Annotated in this window: 23 protein-coding genes; 1 reads left to right on the top strand and 22 read right to left on the bottom strand. The window is 48.0% G+C overall.

Features of this window, described 5'->3' with window-relative positions:
* Positions 1 to 73: 73 nt before the first annotated feature.
* The 16 genes from HMPREF2794_RS02660 to HMPREF2794_RS02740 all read right to left on the bottom strand — a co-directional run bounded on the left by HMPREF2794_RS02660 (position 74) and on the right by HMPREF2794_RS02740 (position 14,753).
* Complete coding sequence (locus HMPREF2794_RS02660; protein WP_246839580.1) at positions 74 to 796, bottom strand: toxin-antitoxin system YwqK family antitoxin; 723 nt, start codon at positions 794 to 796, stop codon at positions 74 to 76.
* A gap of 98 nt (positions 797 to 894) precedes the next feature.
* On the bottom strand, positions 895 to 1,650 hold the full coding sequence (locus tag HMPREF2794_RS02665) for a DUF4261 domain-containing protein (RefSeq protein ID WP_004328540.1): 756 nt from the start codon (positions 1,648 to 1,650) through the stop codon (positions 895 to 897).
* A 145-nt stretch (positions 1,651 to 1,795) separates the two neighbouring features.
* A complete protein-coding gene (locus tag HMPREF2794_RS02670; protein WP_070750815.1) occupies positions 1,796 to 2,716 on the bottom strand; it encodes a hypothetical protein in 921 nt (306 codons plus the stop codon).
* A gap of 50 nt (positions 2,717 to 2,766) precedes the next feature.
* Positions 2,767 to 3,033 carry an immunity 17 family protein gene (locus tag HMPREF2794_RS02675; RefSeq protein ID WP_004328542.1) on the bottom strand — a complete coding sequence of 89 codons (267 nt, stop codon included), beginning with the start codon at positions 3,031 to 3,033 and terminating at the stop codon, positions 2,767 to 2,769.
* Positions 3,034 to 3,044: 11 nt separating this feature from the next.
* Positions 3,045 to 3,503 carry a hypothetical protein gene (locus HMPREF2794_RS02680; protein ID WP_070750817.1) on the bottom strand — a complete coding sequence of 153 codons (459 nt, stop codon included), beginning with the start codon at positions 3,501 to 3,503 and terminating at the stop codon, positions 3,045 to 3,047.
* A 34-nt stretch (positions 3,504 to 3,537) separates the two neighbouring features.
* Complete coding sequence (locus tag HMPREF2794_RS02685) at positions 3,538 to 4,191, bottom strand: hypothetical protein (protein ID WP_070750819.1); 654 nt, start codon at positions 4,189 to 4,191, stop codon at positions 3,538 to 3,540.
* 38 nt (positions 4,192 to 4,229) lie between these two features.
* On the bottom strand, positions 4,230 to 5,258 hold the full coding sequence (locus HMPREF2794_RS02690; RefSeq protein ID WP_070750821.1) for a DUF3137 domain-containing protein: 1,029 nt from the start codon (positions 5,256 to 5,258) through the stop codon (positions 4,230 to 4,232).
* Positions 5,259 to 5,261: 3 nt separating this feature from the next.
* A complete protein-coding gene (locus tag HMPREF2794_RS02695) occupies positions 5,262 to 5,822 on the bottom strand; it encodes a LemA family protein (RefSeq protein ID WP_070750823.1) in 561 nt (186 codons plus the stop codon).
* Between the two features lie 13 nt (positions 5,823 to 5,835).
* The gene (locus HMPREF2794_RS02700; protein ID WP_070750825.1) at positions 5,836 to 6,543 is read right to left on the bottom strand and encodes a hypothetical protein; all 708 of its coding nucleotides are present in this window, start codon (positions 6,541 to 6,543) and stop codon (positions 5,836 to 5,838) included.
* A 46-nt stretch (positions 6,544 to 6,589) separates the two neighbouring features.
* Positions 6,590 to 7,618: a DUF1266 domain-containing protein gene (locus HMPREF2794_RS02705; protein WP_070750827.1), complete on the bottom strand. Its 1,029-nt coding sequence runs from the start codon at positions 7,616 to 7,618 to the stop codon at positions 6,590 to 6,592.
* Positions 7,619 to 7,659: 41 nt separating this feature from the next.
* A complete protein-coding gene (locus tag HMPREF2794_RS02710) occupies positions 7,660 to 8,631 on the bottom strand; it encodes an ankyrin repeat domain-containing protein (RefSeq protein ID WP_070750829.1) in 972 nt (323 codons plus the stop codon).
* A 10-nt stretch (positions 8,632 to 8,641) separates the two neighbouring features.
* Positions 8,642 to 10,201, bottom strand: coding sequence for an ankyrin repeat domain-containing protein (locus HMPREF2794_RS02715; RefSeq protein WP_070750831.1), 1,560 nt, complete (start codon positions 10,199 to 10,201; stop codon positions 8,642 to 8,644).
* A complete protein-coding gene (locus tag HMPREF2794_RS02720) occupies positions 10,198 to 10,677 on the bottom strand; it encodes a hypothetical protein (protein ID WP_246839581.1) in 480 nt (159 codons plus the stop codon). Before HMPREF2794_RS02720 ends, HMPREF2794_RS02715 begins: the two co-directional genes overlap by 4 nt.
* A 1,011-nt stretch (positions 10,678 to 11,688) precedes the next feature.
* Entirely contained in the window at positions 11,689 to 12,708 is a 1,020-nt protein-coding gene (locus tag HMPREF2794_RS02730; protein ID WP_070750833.1) for a hypothetical protein, read from the bottom strand.
* Between the two features lie 15 nt (positions 12,709 to 12,723).
* On the bottom strand, positions 12,724 to 14,313 hold the full coding sequence (locus HMPREF2794_RS02735; RefSeq protein WP_070750835.1) for a phage terminase large subunit: 1,590 nt from the start codon (positions 14,311 to 14,313) through the stop codon (positions 12,724 to 12,726).
* Between the two features lie 5 nt (positions 14,314 to 14,318).
* Positions 14,319 to 14,753, bottom strand: coding sequence for a DUF5675 family protein (locus HMPREF2794_RS02740; RefSeq protein WP_070750837.1), 435 nt, complete (start codon positions 14,751 to 14,753; stop codon positions 14,319 to 14,321).
* Positions 14,754 to 14,889: 136 nt separating this feature from the next.
* Between HMPREF2794_RS02740 and HMPREF2794_RS02745 the strand changes: the two genes are divergently transcribed.
* Entirely contained in the window at positions 14,890 to 15,171 is a 282-nt protein-coding gene (locus tag HMPREF2794_RS02745) for an HU family DNA-binding protein (protein ID WP_070750840.1), read from the top strand.
* Between the two features lie 23 nt (positions 15,172 to 15,194).
* Here the strand turns inward: HMPREF2794_RS02745 and HMPREF2794_RS02750 are convergent, their stop codons facing one another.
* The 6 genes from HMPREF2794_RS02750 to HMPREF2794_RS02775 all read right to left on the bottom strand — a co-directional run bounded on the left by HMPREF2794_RS02750 (position 15,195) and on the right by HMPREF2794_RS02775 (position 22,772).
* Complete coding sequence (locus HMPREF2794_RS02750) at positions 15,195 to 15,431, bottom strand: hypothetical protein (protein WP_008860755.1); 237 nt, start codon at positions 15,429 to 15,431, stop codon at positions 15,195 to 15,197.
* Positions 15,432 to 15,727: 296 nt separating this feature from the next.
* Positions 15,728 to 15,904 (bottom strand): histone H1, encoded by a 177-nt coding sequence (locus tag HMPREF2794_RS02755; RefSeq protein WP_004293509.1) that lies wholly within the window; start codon positions 15,902 to 15,904, stop codon positions 15,728 to 15,730.
* Positions 15,905 to 16,082: 178 nt separating this feature from the next.
* Entirely contained in the window at positions 16,083 to 17,360 is a 1,278-nt protein-coding gene (locus HMPREF2794_RS02760; RefSeq protein WP_070750842.1) for a phage integrase SAM-like domain-containing protein, read from the bottom strand.
* Positions 17,361 to 17,611: 251 nt separating this feature from the next.
* Positions 17,612 to 18,592, bottom strand: a complete 981-nt coding sequence (gene queG, locus HMPREF2794_RS02765; protein WP_055269488.1) for a tRNA epoxyqueuosine(34) reductase QueG — start codon at positions 18,590 to 18,592, stop codon at positions 17,612 to 17,614.
* A 30-nt stretch (positions 18,593 to 18,622) separates the two neighbouring features.
* A complete protein-coding gene (locus HMPREF2794_RS02770) occupies positions 18,623 to 19,237 on the bottom strand; it encodes a polysaccharide deacetylase family protein (RefSeq protein WP_010535692.1) in 615 nt (204 codons plus the stop codon).
* A gap of 160 nt (positions 19,238 to 19,397) precedes the next feature.
* Positions 19,398 to 22,772: a protein O-mannosyl-transferase family gene (locus tag HMPREF2794_RS02775; protein ID WP_055269489.1), complete on the bottom strand. Its 3,375-nt coding sequence runs from the start codon at positions 22,770 to 22,772 to the stop codon at positions 19,398 to 19,400.
* Between the last annotated feature and the right edge of the window lie 633 nt (positions 22,773 to 23,405).

The raw sequence follows: 23,405 nt of genomic DNA on the forward strand, positions 1-23,405 counted from the left end.
CTCTCCCGTTTCTTATCACCGGAGAAAGTTTGATTTTGGGTTTTGGGGTATATATTTCCATGTTTTTTAAATTTTACCGGTCCCACTCGTTCAGGATTTCTCCGCTTATGATATCATATCGTATCCAGTGTCCCGTCTCGCGTCCCTCGGTGTATTCGCCTTGGACTGCGATATCGTCCCGGTCGATTTCTTTCCACGAACCGTGCTTGTAGCCGTTCTTGTACGAGCCGGATTTGTAGGCGTACAGCTTGCCATGTAGGTGGGCCGTGTATTCGTAGGGGCCGTCCAGTTCGCCGTTCTTATAGTGGCTGACGGTTTTGCTGACCCATCCCTCAGTGATATCCTCGCTGATTTCCCATTGTTTTCCCTCTTTCCGGTCGTCAGTATAGTTTGCCTCGTAGATCTGCTTGCCGCTTTTCGGGTCAAAGCGTTGTTCCTTGCCGTTCCGCTTGCCCTGCCTATATTCCTGCACCATGTCCGGCTTCCCGTCGCTGAACCATGTCCTTACCGTACCGTCTATCTTCCCGTACTGCATGGGTGCTTCCCGTTGCGGTATCTTTCCGTCCTGATGATAGGAAACGAACAGACCATGCCGTCTGCCGTCGGTATACTTGCCCTTTTCCCGTAGGCTGCCGTTGCGGAAACGCCTGTACTCGCCCTGCATCACCCCCTTGGAGAAATGCACGCTTTCCTCGTTCTGTCCCCGCAGAATACGGTACTCGCCCGATAACGGCCGTTTCCCGTCCTTCAGGTAATGGACGGCTGTCCCACGCTGTTCGTCTGTAATGATTCGCAAGTCACCGGATTCCACGATCCGCTGTGCGAAGGCAGACCCGCACAGCAGCGTGAGAACGATGGCCGCAAGCATTTTTCTTATGTTTCCCTTTGCCTTTCTCATTCGTCCGGATATTCAAGTTTCAATGTCATGCCGTCCAAAGCGATGCCTTCGCTAAGCGTGATGGCAAGTTTCTGTTCTTCGGAGAATCCTATGGTTTCCCCGTCCTGCAAGGTGACATCATCCGACAGGATATAATGCACGATGTCCATTAGGAAATCACGGATGTCACTCAGATCGGCAGGGGCATACACTTCGATTTCCTCTTTCCCGAATTTTCTCAGTCCGTAGGTATAGATGCCGGGGATTCCTTTCTGTGTGCGGTAGATGCCGAACCATACCCAGTCCATGACGGGCAGTTCATCTTCTTGCAGGAGTGCGGCCATATCCCTGTAAAATTCGGGTTGGAATACCATGCCGTCGGTATATACCGCTGTAGCGTAGGACTGTTTCAGGCAGGAAGACGTGGCTCTGGTGAACAGTTTGGCTCTCTCCAGCAGGTTGGATTGGTCTCCGGTCACGGATACGAGGATATGTGCCTCGTGTTGTCGTGCCACTTCTGTTGCATCTTTCCACAGGTAGTTGCCCTGTGCATAGTGTTCCGCTTCTCCGTTGGGTACGGGACCGGGCATGATGGCTATTGCCAATGTCATGCCGCTGAACATTCCGACAAGTACGTCACCGTTGTCGTCGTCATCGGTAAGGACGATTCCCCAGTCTTCCTCGAAGTCATGGATGAACTGTTTCTTGTCCCATTGATTTTGTGAAAGCAACACGGACGAGACAAAGCATCCTTTGATATTATCCTTTTCCATATAGTTCTTTCTTTTTGAGTCGTCAATTATTGAAGATTCTTGCGCAAGATAGGTATTTTACCCTGATTCCTTGGTACTTTCATCTGTTAATATACGATAAATGCAGGCCCTGTCTGTGACTTTACAGATAAAGGTTGCGCTCCGTTCAATAGATGCGCACATACTGTACTTCCCCGTCAAGCAGTTCAACATAGCGGTTGTCGGAAAAGCGCAATGTCTCCAGAGTCCTGCCTTCCTTCTTGACTTCCGATTTGTGGTATGGTTCGCCCCACGCGGCGATGACCATTTCCCTCGTCATGCCGGTATCGACCTTGCGGAAGGCAATCAGCTTCCCATATTTCTCGCCGTACCGTTTTTCCAGCTGGCCGATACGTGCCGTACTTACAAACTCGTACACCTCGTCACCGCCTATAGGAAATGCTTCCACACGGACACCGTCAGCACCTTCCATCAGCAGAAACGCCCCGTCACTGTTCATCTTCAGGCCGATGTCCACACAACGGTACTCCACACCTTCAGCCGGGGTGATTACCTGACCATCCTCGGTCTCGACGGCCTTGGCAAGTGACAGGAATGTCTGTCCGACAAAGCGTTTCAGTTTCTCATAATACCCTATACAGGTCATGCTCAGCGGATACCTGAATGGGTTGTAATACATCTCATCACCGCTTTCTTTTTCACGGAGCAGCAGGCAGCATCCAGCCGACAGGTAGTCTGTCTTTGTCCAGCCCTTCACTACCTCGTAATATTTCCCCACCACCTCTTTAGCAGGGGTGGTACTGATGTTGACCGCCTTGTACACCGTCCGGTCATCCCCGGTAAGGAAATTGACCGTGTAGAAAGCATCCCAGTAGCCGTTCCTGTCATTTTTTACCCCATGCATGTACAGGGTCTGTCCCGGAAGGGAAGTGAAACTCCGCTTCTCCACGTTCGTCAGGCTGTCATAGGGGTGGGCATTTGTCACCGTGTACTCTTTCAGTCCATCGTTCTTGGGAACGATGTTAAGCTGTGCATGGGCATACATCACCGTGCACAGGAAGAAGGTTATAATTGGAATTGTTTTCATACTCAATCACTTTTTAAGTTTACAGGTGGCATCCGGGAAAGAGCACTCAGCTATTTGCCGGAAATAGAGAACAGGTACAGAGATAGTCCTATCCCGACGGCAAGAATCACTCCCAGCCAGAACCGGAAAGTTTTCGGACCGAGCAGATTCATCCAGAAGTTGCCTCCTGTACTGCCCGGACGGGAATATGTCCACTTCCAGCCGCAGATGACACCGACAAGCCATATAAGAAGCAGGCCCGCCACGACCAGATAGCCGTAGCGGGGTTCCTGCTGTATCAGATTAGGAAAATCCTTTATTTTATCCAACCATTCCATATCTCATCGGTTTATTTTTTCAGGAGCGCCGCAAATTCCTTGAGCTGTGGCAGTCCGTCAAAAAAGTCAACGTCAAATTTCACCGTAGAACCGTTTGTGAGAACAATTGTCAGAATACCTTCGTCATAATTGTAGTTTGAACTGGATATTTCCGACAATGTAAAAGAATGCATCTCTACATTTCCTTTCACGATGACCGGGTATGTCACCTTATCGCCGTCAACCGTGATGATACAGCTTTTGGCAGCCAACTTGCGGGCCTTATGTATCTTCCGCCAGGCTCTGAACAGCATATACAGTCCGACAAGGGCAAGGATGATCGCTGTAGGCAGCGGCCCGAGAATACGGGCTGTCCCGATTTTTATACCGAAAGGATAAACTATCGGTATTATTATCAGTGCTGCACCGATAAGGATTTCAGTCAGATTGTCCTTGATGGACGATTTGGATGAATAATTGAATGTAGTCATATTCAAATATTAGTGAAGTTTTCGTTCTGTGATATTATTTTATGAAAAAGTACCAGATAAGCAGAACCGCGGTGATGATTATGGACAGAACCGTCATGGCCGACTTGTATTTTTCGACAGCAGGCGATTCCTGCGGGCCTTCAAATTCCAGAATTGTAGGGGCTTGACCTATCACATTGTTGGGAATGGCCTCTACCTTGAATTGATTAGGCTGATTTTCAATACCGACCATGGCATAGGCACAATCAAGTTGATTAGCCTTCCTTGACGACAGAACAGCTTTTGTGAAAAGGAGGACACCATCATAATGGTCGCTTATCTCCATTACAGAATTCATTTCTTGGCCGTTTGTCAATATGTGCCTGCCGGTATCAGGATCAACAATGTTATAGGTATAACCGAGTGACTCTACTGAATCATAACGGATTTCACCGATTTCCAACGTATCCACTTCGGCCTTGATGCTCTGAAGGGTAGCCTCGTCAATTTCAGTACCTTTCAACGGGCAGGCGTACAGGCAATAGCGGCTGTCTTCGTGCATCACGGTTCTGATGGGATACAGGTTTACCACCTTGCGGTTTTCCAACTTGAGGTATGTTTTGGACAATTTGCCGATTGCTTTCTCGTTATAACCGGCCGGAACAGCACCTCCTTCAAGGATGGCTGACAGATTTTTAAGTTCGATCATGTTGTAATTCTTTTTATTCGTTTTCGATATATTGTTGATTATTTGATTTCATTTTCTACAGTGAGACAGAAGTTCACCTCCCTGTACAGTTGTTCCAGCAGATGTTCGTCATCCAGCGATTTCCTGCCGGGACGGAGAAATCCGTCCGGAGTATCGGATGCGTAGTAGAACATATTCCCGTTGAAAGAGAGCATCAGGTCACGGCTGAAGGATTTCCGCAGGGCGGTCAGCTTCCGCATCATCGCCGGCGTAAGTACCATACGGGCTTCCACCTCGTCATCCGCATATACGGCAAAGTACTTCTCGAACTCCGGATCCTCCAGATGCAGGAACTTCGCCCCGTATTTGTCTTTCATCCCCTGAACGGTCTGTGCAAGATAACCGATCTTGTTTTCCAGATGGTCCGGCAGCAGCATCACGTAGCCCCTGAAAGTGCGGTTCAGACGGCAACATCCGAACATCCCTCTGAAGCTGTGCATCGTACTTTCTATGCGGGCACCGAAAATCGGACGGATGAAATACTGGTACGGCACTTCAAGAAAATTGAATGCCGAGAAATCCTTCGAATTGGCTGAAGTCACACCGGTATCCACGACAGTCATCATGCCATTTCCGACGGGAATGTCAAGACGGCCGTAACAGGTCGAACTTACCGAATTGCCCGATGACAATGCCGTTCCAAACAGGCGGCTGTCCGCAAAGACTTTCGGCTGTATGGAACCGGAAGGGTTGTACCTTGCTCCCGGGAACAGCAGGTAGATGATGTGGGCCATCGTGTAGGTTTCTCTCTTGTTCAGTGCGGCAAAACATTTCATGAATGCGAAATGCAATACGAAAAATACGGCAAAGCCTATCATGAGGTATTTTCCCGTGGTGACGGAAGTCTCATAATCGGTACGGTCCACAAGGAACCCGCCGAAGATACAGAAACCGAACCACACGACGGTACACAGATAGACAATGGAGGTCAGGATGCGGAACACGATCCGGAGCATCCTGATGCGGGTCATCTCTTTCTTCATGTGAAGGGAAATGCCCTTGAAATCTATATTCTGACTTTCTTCCATGCTTTACTTGAATAATTCTCCCACTTTCACTTCCTTGATCTCACTTTCCGGGAACTCTATCAGTTCCTGTTGCTCATGCTTGCGCCAGGATGCGATTATCGACGACGGAAACATTTCAATGTAATTGTTGTAATCGGTTGCAGCAGCATTGTAGGTGCGCCGGATTGCCTGCAGCTCATTCTCCATGTCCTCAATCTGGACCTGAAGATGAAGGAACTGCTGGTTTGCCTTCAGCTCCGGGTAGTCTTCCACCGCCACATTCAGTCTTGACAGAAGTGAGGACATTTCTGTACCGTTTTTTATCTGTTCGGACTCTGTAGCGTTCGAAGCCCTTGACCGCAAATCGGCAATGCGGGTGAGAATCTCGTTCTCGTGCCCCATATATGCCTTTACGGAAGCGACAAGATTGGGGATCAGGTCATTCCTCTGCTTGAGAACGACACAGATACCGCTCCTGCACTGCTTGACCCGGTTCTTCTTCGCAATAAGGCTGTTATTGGTGAATACTGCCCATAAAATGATTATGAGCAGTATCACGATAATGCATATAACGGCTATAGTCATAGTTCAGACGGATTTAGACATACAATTCAGCCGGTATGACCCTGATTGTCCCTTCCCAGTAGAAGTGAGGGACGATGCCGTCTGAAGGAAGATAACCCTTGGGAAGCTCCTTGTAATAAAGGACAAGTTTCTTTATTTCCACATCGGCACCTTCTACAATTTCTCCGCTCAGTTTCACAGTTGACCAGCAGTCTTCTTCTTTGGCAAGACTGACTACACCTTCACATCCGGGAGCCACCGATTGTTTTCCTTCGCACATGTTACGCAGCTTTTCCATCATCCTCTGCAACCATTCAACATCATATATGTGTTCCTTATCCAATGCATGAATACCGATACCGTAAAAAGAGTCATCCTCATGTTTTACTCCTTTCCACGCCTCGGACGGCGCACTGATTATTCCTGCGTAAACAATTCTTCCTTCCGTGAATTTCCTCAACCATTTACTTTTTCCGAACCAGGGTGTTTTGCCAGCGACCTTTTTGAAAAACTCGGTTTCCACACTGCGTGGAGTCTGCATATACGGCTTCAGCTTATCGAGATTTGTCAGGTTTTTGTACAGTTCTTTGTCCCGTTTCGCCTCTTCCGCCTCTTTCGCACGCCGTGCGGCCAGTTTCTCCCTGTATTTACTTACGTCAAGACCTTGTGCTTCCATTTGATCAAGATCATTCTCTGTCATGGTTTTCTCCCATTCTGTTGCTGCATTTTTGAAAAGTGCCATAATCGTAAAACTTTTAAGATATTGTTGATTCTATTTTTTTCGGATTCTACCATTCGATTGCCTTCCAAGGGGAATCTTCTTTATTGAGAAGCGCTCCCACGACTTCATCAGCAGTCTCGTAGTCATCTGTTTCGCCTCTCCATATTCCGCGTCCCACGGCAAAGCTGTTGCCGTATTCTTCCCATGAACTGAAGGATTCCTTGGCTATGCCGGCAGTGGCTCTGATGGCTTCCCACATTTCATCTTCATTGATGTAGCCACAGATGAAAGCCCAGCGGGCCATGTTCACTGCACGTACAAGGTCCCAAGCCAGCACGGTTTCCGGCAGTTCCTTTTCCGTCGTTTCATTTACCCCCATTACAAATTCAGCTATCGTGAACGCATCGCCGAGCTTGTTGTCCTCATCCGCCTTTTCTTCCTCGGTGATAGCCTCGATTCCACGCTGGCGGATTTCGGCCAAAGCCGGATCCGCACCGGCGTGCTGGCCTTCGTTCAGCAACCATGATATGGTTTCAACGGCACTCTTCCTGTCAGTAACTTCCCACCATTCCTCAAGCATTTCCTTAAGGGTGTCCGTACCTGCTGTACTTTCAAGGGAGTCCACGTTGTCATCATTGTACAGGAACAGAGGCGCTCCATAAGCCAGAAGTCTGTTCTGTTCAGGTGTCAGGCTGTTGTCACCCTTGCGGGTGATTTCCCAATCTGCATATATATCAAAACCGTTTGAGAAATCCGGTAAACCTTCCGGCATGAATCCGGCATTCATTGCCTGCTGCATCATGTTCCCTGCGAACTCAATGTTTTTGCTGTAGGTCTCCATTATCGCCTCGGGATCCTGGGCGGATTCTGCCATCATCTTTGCCTGGTATGCCTGTGCCTGTGCAACTCCCGGGAACATCTCGGCCGAGTCCTGCATCAGCTTTTCATGCATCTTCATCAGGTCGGTTCCTTCAAATCCGGGTATATTGCCATACAAGGCTTGCGCCTGTTCCAGTGCTGCTTTCATGGCCTGAGCCTGTGCTTCTCTTGCGATTTCCTCGGGTGTCTGAGGTGTCTTCTTGGTTTCTTCTGCCATATCTTTCTAATATTAAATTTGTTAATGAATATCTTACCTGTTTATTCCGCTCCGTTTTCAAGAAGTTTTTCCACGATTTCGTTGAAGCCGCGCTCTCCTGCATAGTACAAGGCCGTGTGCTGGAGGTTGTCTGAGATGCTAACATTCGCGTGAAATTCAAGCAGGACGGACACAAAATCGTTGTGGCCCTCCTTGGCTGCAAGAATAAGCGGGGTTTCCCCGTTGTTATTCTGTGCGTCAACCGAGGCTTTGGCTTTCAGCAGAGCCTCGCCTATAAAGCGGTTCCCTGAAATGGCCGCGTAATGTATCGGGGCATTGCCGCTCAGCATAGCCTTGCCGGGATCGGCTCCGGCCTCGAGAAGAAGGTTGACCATGACAAGATTCCCCTGCATACAGGCGAGTATCAGCGGAGTCTCTCCGCCGTCATTCGTCGAGTCAAGCATGGACTTGTCTGACAGGAGCAGCGTGCGGACAATTTCACCCTGTCCGTTATACACGGCCTGATGAAGCGGGGTGTTGCCGCGTGCATCCCGGTCATTCCCGCACGAGAGCCGGGCGACCACTTCCCGCAGCCCGTGGGCTGTGGCATAGTCGATGGCCTTGTGGCCGAAGGCATCGGCGACCTCCGTATCGGCTCCCTGATCCATCAGGAAAAGGGCGGCATCTGTACGCTTGTTGTCAAGCAGGCATATCAGCGGGGTACGTCCTTCATTGTCCGTCACGTTGATGTCGGCCCCCTTCTGGAGCAGCTTCCCGAGGATTTCCTTGTTGCCGCTCCGTGCCGCCGCGTGGAGCGGGCTTTCGGAACGGTTGTTGATACATGACGCGTCGGCATCGTTGTCAAGAAGCAGAGCCACTATGTCCCTGTAACCTTTCTGACAGGCATAATAAAGAGCAGTGTTTCCTTCCTGATCCCTTTTGTTGATGTCAATTCCTCCCTTTTTCAGGAATATCTGGACAATGCTTTTCTGCCCGTTTCGGCAAGCATTGAGAAATGTCTGGTTGTTGTCCATATATCTTTGTTTAAGAATATTTCAATAATAGTCTTACGAGATTGTCATTGTTGTAGTCTGCCGCCACGTCCATGGCCGTTTTGCCTTCATTGTTTACGGCATTCACGTCAGGCAGCTTGAAATCCAGCAGGAGTTCAATCGTTTTCTGTGCCATGCTGTCACGGCAACATGCCGCCACATAATGCAGGAGGGTGTTTCCACGGTTGTCCGTCTTGTCCACGTCCGCTCCGGCTTCGAGAAGCTTTTCGAGGATTTCCGTGGGGTCGTCAGAACCGGCTGACCAGCCATAAGGCACATATTTTTCGTTCGCCTTATGACCGCCGAAGAGAATCATCATGGGAGTCTGGCCGGAGAGATTGGCGGTGTTCGGGTCTGCCTTTCCCTTGAGCAGCCAACCGAATGCCGTTTTGCCCAGCCTGTAGCCGGTATGGCGGCAGGAAAGGGCAAGTGCCGTGTTGCCTTCCGCGTCAACAGGCAGCTCGGGATTCCAACCTTTTTCCTTCATCAGGTCAAGCAGCCCCTTGTAAACCTCGGTATCCTTGCAGAAATAGTCCTTGCTCACCCATGCCGAAAAAGCCGTCTCTTCATTCGGGAATCGGTAGTTCGGATCAGCTCCGCCGTTCAGAATCATGGCCGGAGCATCCTGTATGCTGTCAAACCAGCTGAATGCGCAAGCGAGGGGCGACTTGCCCTCAAAGTCATACATATCCCTGTGCTCGCATACCGTCTGCAGGTCTGCACTCGAACGCAGAATGGCATCCAGTGCCCCCATATCCTTCATGTACATGGCTTGGAATATGTCCATGTTGCCGTGCAGGGCCGAAAGTTCGTCAACATCGGGGTCGCTTCCGGAAAGGAAGGCCGCGATCTTCATCGCCTTGTTCTCTATGGCGGCATCCCAAGCTGTCTTTCCACTGTTTGACTTGTCTTCCGGATCGGCCTTGTCTTCTTCAACAAGCCTTCGGGCAAGCCGGTAGGCGGTTTCGTCGTCTCCCTCCAGCCTTGCAATCCTGCTCCTGATTTCCTCTATCTTGTTTTCGGGGTAACGGTATTGTACGGCATCATCCAGTTCCTTTTTAGCGAACCGGATATCCCTTTTGATGTCGCCGGATGCTGCACAAAGGCCGAAAAGCACGTTCTCACCGTTAAGGTCGGTTGAGTTGACGCGTGCTCCGGAATCCATGATCGCTTCCGCCATCTTGAAATGACGGTTCCTTACGCACTCGATAAGGGCCGTCGTATTCTTGGCCGAACGCGGTATATTCGCTCCATGTTCCATAAGCATGACGGCTATTTCTTTCAGTTTCTCTTCATCTGCACGACCGACACTGGCCCTGCCGAGAATATGAATCGGGGTGGAACCGTTTGCATCCTTCGCATTGGGTTCGGCATCACGTTCAAGAAGGATCCTGACCCCCTCCGCGTCTCCATACTGGCAGGCAAGATGCAACGGTGAACGGCCTTCGTACTGTTCGTCGCTGTCATCGACGGGCACTTCCCGGAGCCCCTGATGAATTACATCTTCCGGCTGGCTTGTCGAGTAAAGCCTGTATATGTCACTGTATTTCATGGTTGTATGTTTTTTATCAGTTCTTCAATATGTTGATATTTATTACCCAAACGGGCGTGGATAGTCCGCACCTCCGTGTGCAGGTGCAGTCTGGCCGACACTTTCGCTTTCAGTCTCAACAGTTGTACGGCGGCGAGGTTCTCGGGAGCATCCTCCGGCATGGGACAACCGGCAGGGCTTTTTTCGTATTCCCAGCGGAGGACGGCTTCCGGCAGGTTTTCCGGCAGACGTTCCGTTAACGGTGGCAGCAGCCTCTCCGCTTCCAACAGCAGGGAACGGCAGTCATTATACAGAGAAAGGTAGTAGCAGCATAACGCCTTGTTGTAAAGTGTCGGCAGGTCAGACTTTCCTGCCTGCGTGAAACAGGAGAAGGCAAAGGCATATTCGCCACTTACCATATAGGTAATACCTGCGGAGAAAAGTTCTTTTTTCTGGGATTCAAGCATGGTTTGTTTATTTCCATATATTCCAATCATAGATACTTAAACACTAAAAGAGATTTCAGACTGTTATGGGTGGAAACAAAAAACCGACGATATTCGGGCGCAGAGAACGCTCCCCAGTACCGTCGGACCATAAAAATATCCTGCCTTTTTTGAGACAATATGGCAGAGGATGAGTATTTATAGGAACTTTTGTCGTAAGACAAGGATAACCCCGGATAATTAATTCCGGTAATCCATTGTAAATTAAATGTTTTATTATATATTGACGCGCGATAATTGTGTGTGTGTGTGTGTGTGTGTGTGTGTGTGTGTTTACACGAATTTTCCACACTGCCAAATTATCAATACACTTTTTAAGGGAATATGTAAGGTAACTAATGCACACAAGAAAAACGTCCGCTTTATGCGAAGCTTCGCTCAAACAAATATCATTTGTTAAAATCGAGCGACATTTTACAATGTATCCATTGTCATACATATCAGTTTATTAGAGTGAATACTTCTTCAAATACAAAATTAGAAAAATGTTTTGTTCTGCAATGAAATAACCGACACTTTTTTCAGGGAAAAATAAAAATGGCTTTATTATAATTGCCTTGTACCATAGAAAACGGGCAGAGAGCATGCAGTTGCTCATCTGCCCGTCCTGTAGGGAGAACCGTTTCATACCGCTATCGGATTCACTTTCAATGTAGTCTGAAAGATGAACGCCTCTACTTTCATGTTGATTATGAAACATTGTTGGTGTGCGTGATAAGACTTCATGCCTTATTCAAACCTAAATCCAACGGGCACAAAAACAAGTAAGTAATTATTCAATGTCTTGAGATCATTAAATACCGCAAAGGCAGTAAGGAATATAGCAGATTGGATTATTCTAAAAGGCCAAATTTATATCTTCTTTTGGCGGTATATTACAAGGAACTTGCCACCCGATCAGGGGGCTCTTGTGGAAACGGAACTAACAAACAAGCAGTAATTTCATTTCTTGTTCATGGTAAAGACTACGACAACAAATCCGGTAGCGGTATTTACTGTTATTTAGGTTAGCCACGGGTTTCGATACGGGTCATAATCTGTTTGGAAAGTAGCCAGTTGCCAATCGGTAACCGGCTTTTTCGTGTCATCGACTTTACGGGGGATTTGTGGATTAAGTCGCAATTTGGCGGCATCATTAAGCCATTTCATGCTATCCTCGTAATCGCGCATACGGACAACACTGACATTATTCGGGGCAATGAGTTTCGTGAGCTCGTAGATAGCCAATCGAACCATATGCTTCTTGAGGTTGTAGTTTCGTGGATCGTGTAATGATAGGTTTAGACCGACTTGCGGCGTGTCCGCGTTCACATCCGTTTCCGGGTAAAATACCCGTCCGTCATAAACTACATATTCGTGTTCCGACAATTCGTAGGCATTGTATGATGAATCGTAATCGGCTATGGCTCCCCAACAGTCGGACACCATAGGGTCAAGATTGCAATCGAAACAGTCAAGCGTCATCAAAGTATAGAACGCCCCTTCATATTCAACGACTGACCACAGAGGATACTCGACAGGCTGCCATAACGTGACTTCCGTCTCAATCCAACCGCCGACCATCGGGATACGGATATCATCGAACTTGTACCCGTTTTCGGCAAGGCAAATATAGACAACACCGTTGTAGTTTACTTTATCGCCCGGATAATAGGTGTTGAACTGGGAATAATTTACAACTTGTCCCGCATCGACGTGGATATCGGAACACTCTTCCCAATAGATTGCCGTTGCCGGCTTGCGATAGCCGCTGACGGAGCGTATCACCTCATGGATTTGTCCCTCGAAATAGACATGCACACCCACGGGATAGGTAATTCGACGGTCGTATTCGGCGATATATTTTCCTTTTGCAAGTTCCTTTTCAATCTCGTAGTTCTCCGACAAATATTCCACAATGCTCATCTCCGCCGATTCTTCCGCCTGGATGAATCGTGCATCATTGCCCCGCGTGAGTTGTGCTAGTGCTTCCGGAGTAATTATCCCAAGATAGTCGTCATTATTGAGAAACCGTCTGTACATATCCTTGTTCCGTTATTAGTATGAAAATCCTTCCTGAATTACCGATGTGGAGACCACATACCCGTTCCCGTCGCCTCCGCTCTTGAACTTGTACCAGCTGTCGCGCAGGTAGTAACAGAGCAGGTAGTCAAGGCAGTCGGACAAGTGCCCGTACCGTTCATACTTGACACCGGTTTTCGGGTCGGTGGTCTTCTGTTTGCTCTTGGTACCGTCCTCGTTACGAAGCTGGTAAATCAGATCCTGGGTAAGTTTGCGACATTTGATATCGATTTGTATCTCCCAGCCTTCATAGCCCCCGAATACCTCGTTGACGAACTCGCACCGTGTAGCCTGCGGAGGCTGCTTGCGTAACAGCTTTACCTTCGGTCGCAGGATTCCTCTGCCGAAAGTGTCCGTGATGATGGTATAGTTGTTGATGCCGTCCTCGTTGGTGGTGGAGCGTTGTAACCCGGAAGGGTCACCGGTCACATCCACTCCGCCGATATGCTTGTCCCGGTAAAGTTTTAAGCGTACTTTCCGTGCCAACGCAGGTGTGTTGTTCTCCTTTTCCTCCGGCTTGCCGAGTATCTCTTCCAGTATATAGACCTTCCTGTTTTCATAGTCTATTTGTGCGGAGAGCACCGACATTTGGGGGGCAACATTGAAGTCCCATACCGTGATGAGCGGCTTGGTCGGATCGTATGCTTTTTCTTTCAGTCCGGTAACGAGATGCCGGGAGCCGTCGAAACTGTTATAAATCGCCATATCGTTGGCTTCCACGAAATCCCAGTTGCCATAGAGCAGGCGTTCCTTTGTCGCCTGATCCCGGATCTTGTTCAGGGCCGCCTCGTACACCTGACGAAAAGCGATATTCGGATTGTCGAACACGGAGAATGGGATGTACGCTTCACCCTCACGGCAGATGACTTTTTCTCCGTTTTCGTCCTGCACGAAGCGGGAACGCACCCAATTAATCGTCGGGTTGGTAGTAAGCAGCATTCTCGGGGTCTTGAATGTCTCATGGGTTCTCCAGCGGAGACGGGAAAACAGCACTTCGACGGCCCGTTCCGAGATTTCCGACACCTCGTCCACCATGGCGATGGTGTATTCAGAAGAACCGAAACGCTCGAAGTTGGGGTCGCTGGGAATGTCTGCCATCTCTTTCATGATGATAACCGAGTCATTCCAAATTGTGAGCGTGCCTTCGAGGTTGTTTATCTTGTAGTTTGTATCCTCTTTCAGTCCCCAGTCCTTTAGAATCGACTTGATGGTGTTCCATGTCGATTCCTTCAACGACTTGAGTGTCTTACGGGCCACCACCGCACGGATATTCTCGAACCTGATACATGAAGACACCAGCCAAACGCTGCCGATATACGATTTTCCGCCGCCGGCCGCTCCGCCTCCCAATATCAGCTGCGGCAGGTTCTGCGACTTGCAATGCCTGCACTGCGGCCTGTATTGCGGGTTGCCTTGCTGGTCATAGCCGACAAGGATTTGCTCGATCTCCCCGCCACAATGAGGACAATAGTTCGGTTGCAACAGTTTCCAGAGTTCATACTGCCGCGGGGACGGTTTGAACTCAATACGTAGGTTTCTGGGTGGTTTGAGTTTGTTGACCGCCATTCGATTTATACAATCTGAATGGTTATGTCCTTTCCGGACTCGAGTATGGCATACAGTTTTTGGAATGTAGCACGGGATTCCAAAACTTTTCCCTTGACCGTATTCTTTCCCACGATGATACAGCCGGCGGAATCGACTTCGGTATTGCCGGAATGGATCAGGATGCCAAGAAAATGCGGCACATCATGCAGATATGGCATTTTCTTCTTGTACCTGAGACTGTACTGAAGGGTAACTTTATAAGTCCCGGTAGGAATGGCAGTCTTGGCATAGACCTTTCCCTTGCAGGTACATGAACGGCCGCAAGGAGTATCCGGACAGGTTGCCGGAAGTTTCCTCACGGCATCTTCGATGGTGTTACAGAAAAATTTGCCGTCGATGGACAGATCGCCTATGGTATAGGTCTGACCTTTGAATTTGCGGTTGAGTGTCAGCTTCATACTTCGATACTATTTGTATCGAAAGAGTAGAGACGGACGCCGGCTAATGTTTATTATATGTGTTTGTAAAAGGAGGATATTTCAGGAAATGATGTATCTTTGTGACCGGATTGACAGTATTTAATCAAGAGTTGATATGACAAAAGCGGATATCGTCAGGGAAATAGCAACGCAGACCGGTCTGGAGAAGCAGGTCGTGTTACAAGTTGTCGAAAGATTCATGGATAGCGTAAAGTCTTCCATGATAAACGGCGAGGAGGTTTATCTTCGCGGCTTCGGTTCTTTTATCATCAAACACCGTGCGGAAAAGACGGCACGCAACATAAGCAGGAATACCACGATAATAGTGCCTGCCCACAATATCCCGGCATTCAAACCGTCAAAAGCCTTTGCAGGAAGGATGAAATCAGACAAATAAGGTGATTATATGCAACAGGAGCGTTATTCAGATGCTCCTGTTACTTTATACAGGGCAACGAGGTTGGCATTGTCCGATTGGAACAGGAAACGGCCGTTGCTTAAAAGGCATTCGTGGATGGTGTTGTCATTAGGATCCGACTCCAATAAAGCCCCCGCCTTGTTTTCATCGATAAGCAGCATTTCTATGCCTTGTACGGTGGCGGCAGTTGCATCGGCAGGAATTTTCAAAAGTTCATCCATCAGATTCATGTCGTTCATAATATCTCCGTATTTGGCTTGAGTCCCGTCAAGCATTCAATGTACCAAGACCAAAAAGCGTGGGACATAACCCGTAGCACCGAGGTTCTGGTAAACCTATCCGCAAACAAGTTAAGCCCACGCAAAAGCATAGGCGAAAACTGTTTGTCCTGCGGATAAGTGAAATTTACCAGATTTCGGTGCATGACAAAAGCTAACGCTTTCCGTATTTTATTATGTCGTTCTGCCAATATGGTTTTTATCCCGCATCTGCAGAAGAACCGGCCATTATGTGATAACGACCGGACGTGTAAAGACTATTTTTTGGATTCTTCCAAGGAAACCTTACGAAACTCTTTCATCAGTTTTTCCAATTCCAACGAAGTCTTACGGGCACGGGTACCTGCGGCCTTGTTGCCTTTTTCAATCTGAAGTGCCGCATCCGTGGAGAATGTAGCATATACTTCCTGTATTTTTGAAACCAATTCTTTCATATAAATTCTATTTAAGTTATTGACCACAAAGGTAATGAAAATAATCGAGAATAAGAGCGATTCTGTCAATATTGCAAATATCACATTGGTAATCAATGACTTTTAATAGCCATTACACCGTATGATTTATCCATCAGAGAAATTGTCAAGGTGTTTACAACTTTATGGATATGTCTGGTCAGAACATTTCTTCCATCTGCCGCTTGATTTCTTCCCGCTTTGTATTCTTGTAGTAATGCTTATAGATGGTCAATGGGCTGTTACCAGCCATCTCTGCAACCACATACGGATTGTTACCGGCATCTACCATCTTCGATATGAAAGAGCCACGGGCGGAATACCATGTGATGTTTTCTTTAATGCGCAGCATCTTGCATGCTTTCGTCAAGGTCCTTGACACTGCCCCGGACATCGCTTGTACACGATAGGTCTTTTGGGTTGTCGTTACATGTTTCTGGTTAAAGACCGGAAACACATAGTTTTTGTATGTCTTACCCTTGTACTTGTTCATGATTGCTTTCGCTTTGCTCAGCAATTCCGGTTTGGCTGTTTTGGGAAATTTGATACGCTCATAGACGATACGGTCTTCCTGGACCAAATCCCATGTCAGATTACAGACATCGACGTTTGCCATGCCTCCGGTATAGTAACTGAACAGAAACAAGTCAAGATACAGTTGTTCCTTTTTGGTGAATAATGTCCGGTCAATGTTTGCAATTTTACAGATTGCCTTGTCCGGGACAGCCTTGGATGTGGTTTCAGGCCACTTGATATCGTCACCGAGACATTGGAAGATATCCATGTTTACACCATACATCCCCTCCTTGAAAGCATAGTTGCATACGGCACGGAACCGACGCAGCTTACTGGTAAGGCCGCATTTGTTCCCGTTCCTGATACCTTTTTCCTTAATCCAGAACGCATAGTCCAGCAGGAAACGTTCCGTAATGTCTGAAAAATAATAGGAGGAGAAAGCACGGCCGTATTTTTCTTTGACGAATGCCTGAAGTTCCTTTCTCATGGCAACATAGTGTTTGGCATTGCTGACACTGTCCACTACCTGACCGTTCTTTATACGCCTCTTTTCGCGGAAACGTTGTTCCAAAGCATCTATCATCTGCTGAACTGACTTGACCTTGACTTCCGGCTGGACGGATTTAATCTCATCAAAGCAATGTGACAATTGAACCGGTGACCAATTACGACCTTCTATTTCCCACTTGTCGGCGACATGCAGATATTTAGTCTTCAGGTCGAGCAGAAGTTTGTTCTTGGCCGTAGCCTCGGTACTTCCGGAACGGAAACTTTGGGATTGTGCGTCCCAATCCTTTAGCCGCCCGGTAATATTTAATACCTTGGGAACACGGGCGTAACCGGTCTTGAAGAAAATCATCTCCAGCTTGACCATCTTGGTATCCTTGGGGTTCTGTTTACCCCGAATGTTGATCGTATGCATAATGACAACAAATTAATTGATATTACTACTGCTTAATTGGCCCTAATTGCTATTAATCGGCATACATGAGAGCCTACATGGAAAGTGTAGGACACTGGCTAAATCAAGGTTTAACCGTACCTCCAGTATTTTAGCAACACCAACTAACTTATTGTCAATCAGTATTATTTATTTATCCTATTCTATATTGTTCAGAAACTACAATACTCTTGATGAGGTTTTGAAATAATACTGGCATCTAAGAGATCAAATTAATTTGTGCTATTGTTGCGTGTGGATTTTGAATGAATCGCCTGAATATTACGCATCAGTCCATTATACTTGGCTCTTTTCACCGCACTACCCTTGAAAACGTTTTTATATTGCTCTTCGCTCAGCGAATGCCAGTCGTCCTTTCTCATACTCAACAAAGAAGGGGACGGTTGAAATTCCGCCGTCCTGCAAGGACGGGCGAAGCGATTCCAGGGACAAGCTTTCAGACACTCGTCACAGCCATATATCTTATTCCCCATTTTTTTGCCCGTTTCGGGCTTTAAATCCCCGCGGTATTCGATGGTAAGATACGAAAGACATCTTTCGGAATTGAGTCTGAAAGGTCCTTCTAATGCTTTTGTCGGGCAAGCATCCAGACAACGTGTACACGAGCCGCATTGGTTGCGCTGTGGAGAGTCATAGCTGTCAGCTTCCAGATCAATGATAATTTCTCCCAAAAAGAAGAAGGAACCGGAGCGGGGGATGATGAGCTGGGTATTCTTTCCTATCCAGCCTAAGCCGGAGCGCCATGCCCAATAACGTTCCAGTATAGGAGCTGTATCGCAGAATATACGACCTTGAACCGGTGGTGTGGTAATCTCAGCTTCGGAGGATGAAACTTCTTTCTGTATAAACTCGAAAAGTTCCTTCAGTTTAACCTTCATGACATCGTGATAATCTTTTCCATATGCGTACCATGCTATCTGATACTCGCCTTCGGGAATCTTCGTTGCCGGATAATAATTAAGCGCAACGCTGATAACCGTACGTGCCCCTTCCACCAACAAGCGCGGATCGAGCCGTTTATCCTCATAATTCTGCATATACGCCATCTCTGCCTGGCAGCCGTCCGCCAGCCATTGGCGGAAGGCGGTAGCCACAGTTTCATCCACAGCTTCGGCAGGCGCCAGTCCACAGGCGGAAAAGCCGAGACGTAGTGCTTCGGCTTTAATTCGGTCTGAGGAGAGGAGCTTTTTCATAATGGATATGAACGAAAACCTTATCGGTAATTAAAATACTTTGAACGTATACCCTTCCGCTTTCAGAAACTCGATGGCACGGGGGAGGGCATATTGCAGGTTCCCGTTGTTCCATGATTTCAAGGAGTCGTGGAAAGTGATGATAGAGCCGTTGCGTACGTAACGTTTTACGTTGTTCAGTACCTGTTCCGGGCGCATTCGCTTACTGTAATCACGGGTTACGAGATCCCACATGATGATACGGTAATGGTGGCGAAGGGTGTAATATTGCCGGAATCCCATGTGCCCGTGTGGTGGACGGAACAGGTCTGAGTGGATCATTTCGTCTACTTTTCTGGTGTTTGCCAGATAATCCGGATTCGAGTATTCAAAGCCGCGGATGTGGTTGAAGGTATGGTTGCCGATGCGGTGTCCGTGTTCTACCACCATCCGGTATTCGTCCGGGTGTTTGCGGATATTGTCACCTACCATAAAGAAAGTAGCTTTAATATCGTGTTTCTTCAGTAGCTCCAGTACCCAAGGGGTAACTTCCGGTATAGGGCCGTCGTCAAAAGTCAGGTAGACTGCCCGTTCGTTCGGGTCCATCCGGAAGATGGCTTGTGGATACAGCGCTCGGAAGAACCAAGGTGGTTGTTCTATAAACATGCTGTTGATAGATAGTTAATTATAAATATGTTGAGAACTTTTTAAACACGGATGACGCGGATAACGCGGACTTTTTCTGATGTAGAATCCGTGTTATCCGCGTCATTCGCGATTAAGAGATGGGCATAGACTTCTGATACATGCTTATCCTCAACGTTAGTTATTTCCCTTTCATTCTCGCAACGTACTCGCTGTATAGCTGGTCGAGTTGTTCCGAGTAATGTTTTGCCAGATCTTCTGATTTGTATTTCTCCATCAGGCGTACTTCCGCGTCGAGCAATCCTGCGTTGTACATGAAGTTTTCGCTGGCGATGGAAAGCTGATAATCAGTCAGGCTGAGATACCAGACCATGTATTCGAGAGACTTGTTGGCAAGCTCGTCGATGATTTTGTTCGCTTTCTCGTTTTGTCCTAGCTGGTAGTAGGCTTCCGCCATTTGGAAAGCGCCGTTTGCCCAGTCGTATGGTACGTTGTATGACGGAATCATCTTCTCGGCGTAGTCGAGGGCGGCGAGTGCCTTGTCCTTCTTGCCTTCCTTGATGAGTTGTCCTACAAGTTGTGTGAAGATGCGGCGGTGTGTGTAGCACATACGCATCACGTTTTCGTCGATATAGATGCCCGGTTTCTCGATGCCGCCAAACTTGAACTTGTTCATCAGGTTGTCGTACATCTTTTCGCTGTTGATCTTGCTGTTCAGCTTATCCGTATCGAACGGAGTGAAGCGGTATGCCAGTCCTTCCTGCATGAAGTGGTTGTCCATGCCGAGATGGTTTTCGCTGCCTACGGTGATGGCCATGTAGATAGGACGTTCCCAGTTGGCATTGGCAAGCATTTCGAGCATCATCAGTTCGCTCTTGTAGAGGGCGCGTTTCGGGCTGCCGTTGGCGTCTCTCAGCAAGATAGTCATGTATTCGGGGATGGAGTCGCCCAATGCTTCCGGTATTTTCATGCCGGAACGGCGGACAGCTTCCTTGTCGATCTTCATTACGATGCTGTCAGTAGGGATGACACGCAATCCTTCCTTATCCGAGCGTACCCAGTATTTGAGGATATTCTTCAGTTCGTACGGGTTTTCTCCGAACTGTTCTTTCAGTTCGTTCATTACTTCCGGATTTCCGTTTTCGAGCGCGCTGTCTGCTTGCGCATACATTTGGTCGATGTTCTTTTTTACTTCCGGACGGATGGGGATGTATTCGTTCTGTCCCTCCACGTATTCCACACGATCCCAAGTGATCGGGAGCGAAGGAGAGTCGTAGGCCGGACGTTTCATCTGGTCGATGTACCAGTCGGTCTGCAAGTAACTGAGGTTACAGGTACGTGCGTCGGTACGGAAACCTTCTGTTTCCTGATTGTACCACAACGGGAAAGTATCGTTGTCACCGTTGGTGAAGATGATCGGATTCCCTTCTTCCTGCAATGTCATCAGGTAGTTCTGACCGAAGTCACGGGCTACGAAGCGACCGCTGCGGTCGTGATCGTCCCACGTTTGTCCTGCCATTTGAATGGGAACAAGCAGGCAGAGTACTGATGCGAGTGCGGCAGCCGGAACCTCTTTCATCTTGCAGTAATCCTGCAGCAGACGGATGATACCCGCGACTCCCATACCGACCCAGATGGCGAAGGCATAGAACGAGCCAGCATATGCGTAGTCACGTTCGCGCGGCTGTGCAGGTGTCTGGTTGAGGTAGAGCACGATGGCGATGCCTGTCATAAAGAACAGGAAGAATACGACCCAGAACTGCTGGATACCCCGTTGGCTGTGGTAGGCTTGCCAGAAGAGTCCGATCAAGCCGAGCAGCAGAGGCAGGCAGTAGAATACGTTGTGTCCTTTGTTGTTTTTGAGATCCTGCGGAAGCAGTTCCTGATTGCCCACCAGCAGGTTGTCGATAAACGGGATTCCGGTGATCCAGTTGCCGTGTTCTATTTCTCCGCTGCTCTGGATATCGTTTTGTCGTCCGGCAAAGTTCCACATGAAGTAGCGCCAGTACATGAAGTTGAGCTGGTAGGAGAAGAAGAATTTGATGTTTTCCCATTGGTTTGGTACGTTGACCATTACCATTTCACCGCATTGGTCGTAGGGTACGTCATGCCCTTTGATGTCTACCCACTGCTTGTAGAGGGAAGAGTGTGCCGAGCTGTACATACGTGGGAAAAGCATATTCTGAGCGTATTCGTATTCGATACGTCCCGGAAGTTCGATGTATGAGTCTTTTTCGTCCGGTGAAGTCTTTTCTTTGCGGACGTATTTGCTTCCCGTCTGTGATTGGCGGGGAACGCAGTATCCGTCTTTCACGTCAAGCGCTACCTTCGAAGAGAAAGCGGGACCGTAGAAAAGGGGACGGGTTCCGTATTGTTCACGGCCCAGATATTCGCCCAGCGTGAAGATATCTTCTGGAGAGTTCTGGTCCATCGGAGTATTGGCGGTAGAACGGATCACGATCAGTGCATAAGAAGAGTAACCGATCACGATCATCATCGTACACAGCAGTGCTGTATTCATGGTACGGGCAGAAATGCGCCATTTCTCTTTGATCTTTTCCTGTACCTGCGGTGCAAGGTAAATGCCTAATAAGGCGATAACTACAATACCGATCAGAATACTGCTCACTCCATGACCGTAGAACGGAATACCCAGCAGGGCAATGGTCAGGATGAAGGAGATCGCCATACGGAGTCTGCTCTTTTCGGTGTAGCTTTCGTACACACTCCAGATAAGGATTGCGGCAAGCAGAATGATATATACCACTACGCCTGAGTTGAACGACATACCCAGTCCGTTGACGAATAGCAGTTCGAACCAGCCGCCCACTTTTACGATACCCGGCACGATGCCATAAAGCACGGCAGCAACGAGTACACCCGATCCGAGGAGGGCGAGCAAGGAGCCTTTAGCGGTGGCGTTCGGCGTTTTCTTGTAGTAGTAAACCAGTACGATTGCCGGCAGGCAGAGGAGGTTTAGCAGGTGGACACCGATACTCAATCCGGTCAGATATGCGATCAGAATCAGCCAACGGTCGCTGTGGGGCTGATTGGCTACGTCTTCCCATTTCAGAATCAGCCAGAATACAACGGCTGTGAACAGGGAGGAGAAAGCATATACTTCGCCTTCTACGGCAGAGAACCAGAAGGTATCGCTGAATGTATAGACCAATGCGCCGACCAGTCCGCTACCCATCACTGTGATAAGCTGGCCTGTCGTGATATTGTTTTCGTCGGTGATCACCAGTTTGCGAACCAGGTGGGTGATGCTCCAGAAAAGGAACAGGATACAGGCGCCGCTCATGAGGGCACTCATGTAGTTTACCATCTTCGCTACGGTAGTTACATCGGAGGCGAATTGAGAAAAGAGATTCGCTACCAACATAAAGAAGGGTGCGCCGGGCGGGTGTCCTACTTCCAGTTTATAACCGGTAGTTATAAACTCGGGACAATCCCAAAAACTGGCAGTAGGTTCTATCGTCAGGCAGTAGACCGTTGCCGCAATAATGAAGGTAATCCAACCTACAAGGTTGTTTATAGTTCTGTACTGTTTCATTAGCACTATCGTCGATTTTTCGTTAAAAACAGATTACGTGGGCGCAAAGATAGTGATTTGTAAGGATAATGAGGCAGAAAGTAAGAAATATTAAGTAACAGAAAGGTGATTTACTTTATCTTATGTCCTTTTAGTGAAATTGGAGAATCAACAAGAGGGTGTCCTGCCCTATGGGGTATTAAGGGTGACATCCTCTTTGGGAGGTGGGTCGGCAGGGCAACTTTCACAAGCCATCCTGCAGTCTGATGCCTCCATATTTAGTCTGGTTCGGATTATAGAATTGTTCTTTTGATGAAGTGATATTCTTCATTTCTGTACAAATTTGGCTCCAACTAGCATCAGGAATGGCTGTTTGTTGGTGATATCGTTCCAACGTGCAGGACATATAGATACAGCGTACAGCATGTATAGATCCAATATGCAGGCCATATATAGCCTGTATATTGGATGTTATACTTCTCTCGGTGACTTATTGTGCATTCATTCCTGATTTGTTTTGATCTTTTTCTTAGCATTATCAGAAAAATCGTAGCTTTGCAATAACTTAAAAAAGAGACTGATATGGAACAACAGGACAGATATATACGTTTTGATTGGGCAGTGAAAGTAATCAGCAGACCATTGATGATAAGT

Source organism: Bacteroides sp. HMSC067B03, assembly GCF_001811315.1.
GTDB classification, from domain to species: Bacteria; Bacteroidota; Bacteroidia; order Bacteroidales; family Bacteroidaceae; genus Bacteroides; species Bacteroides faecis.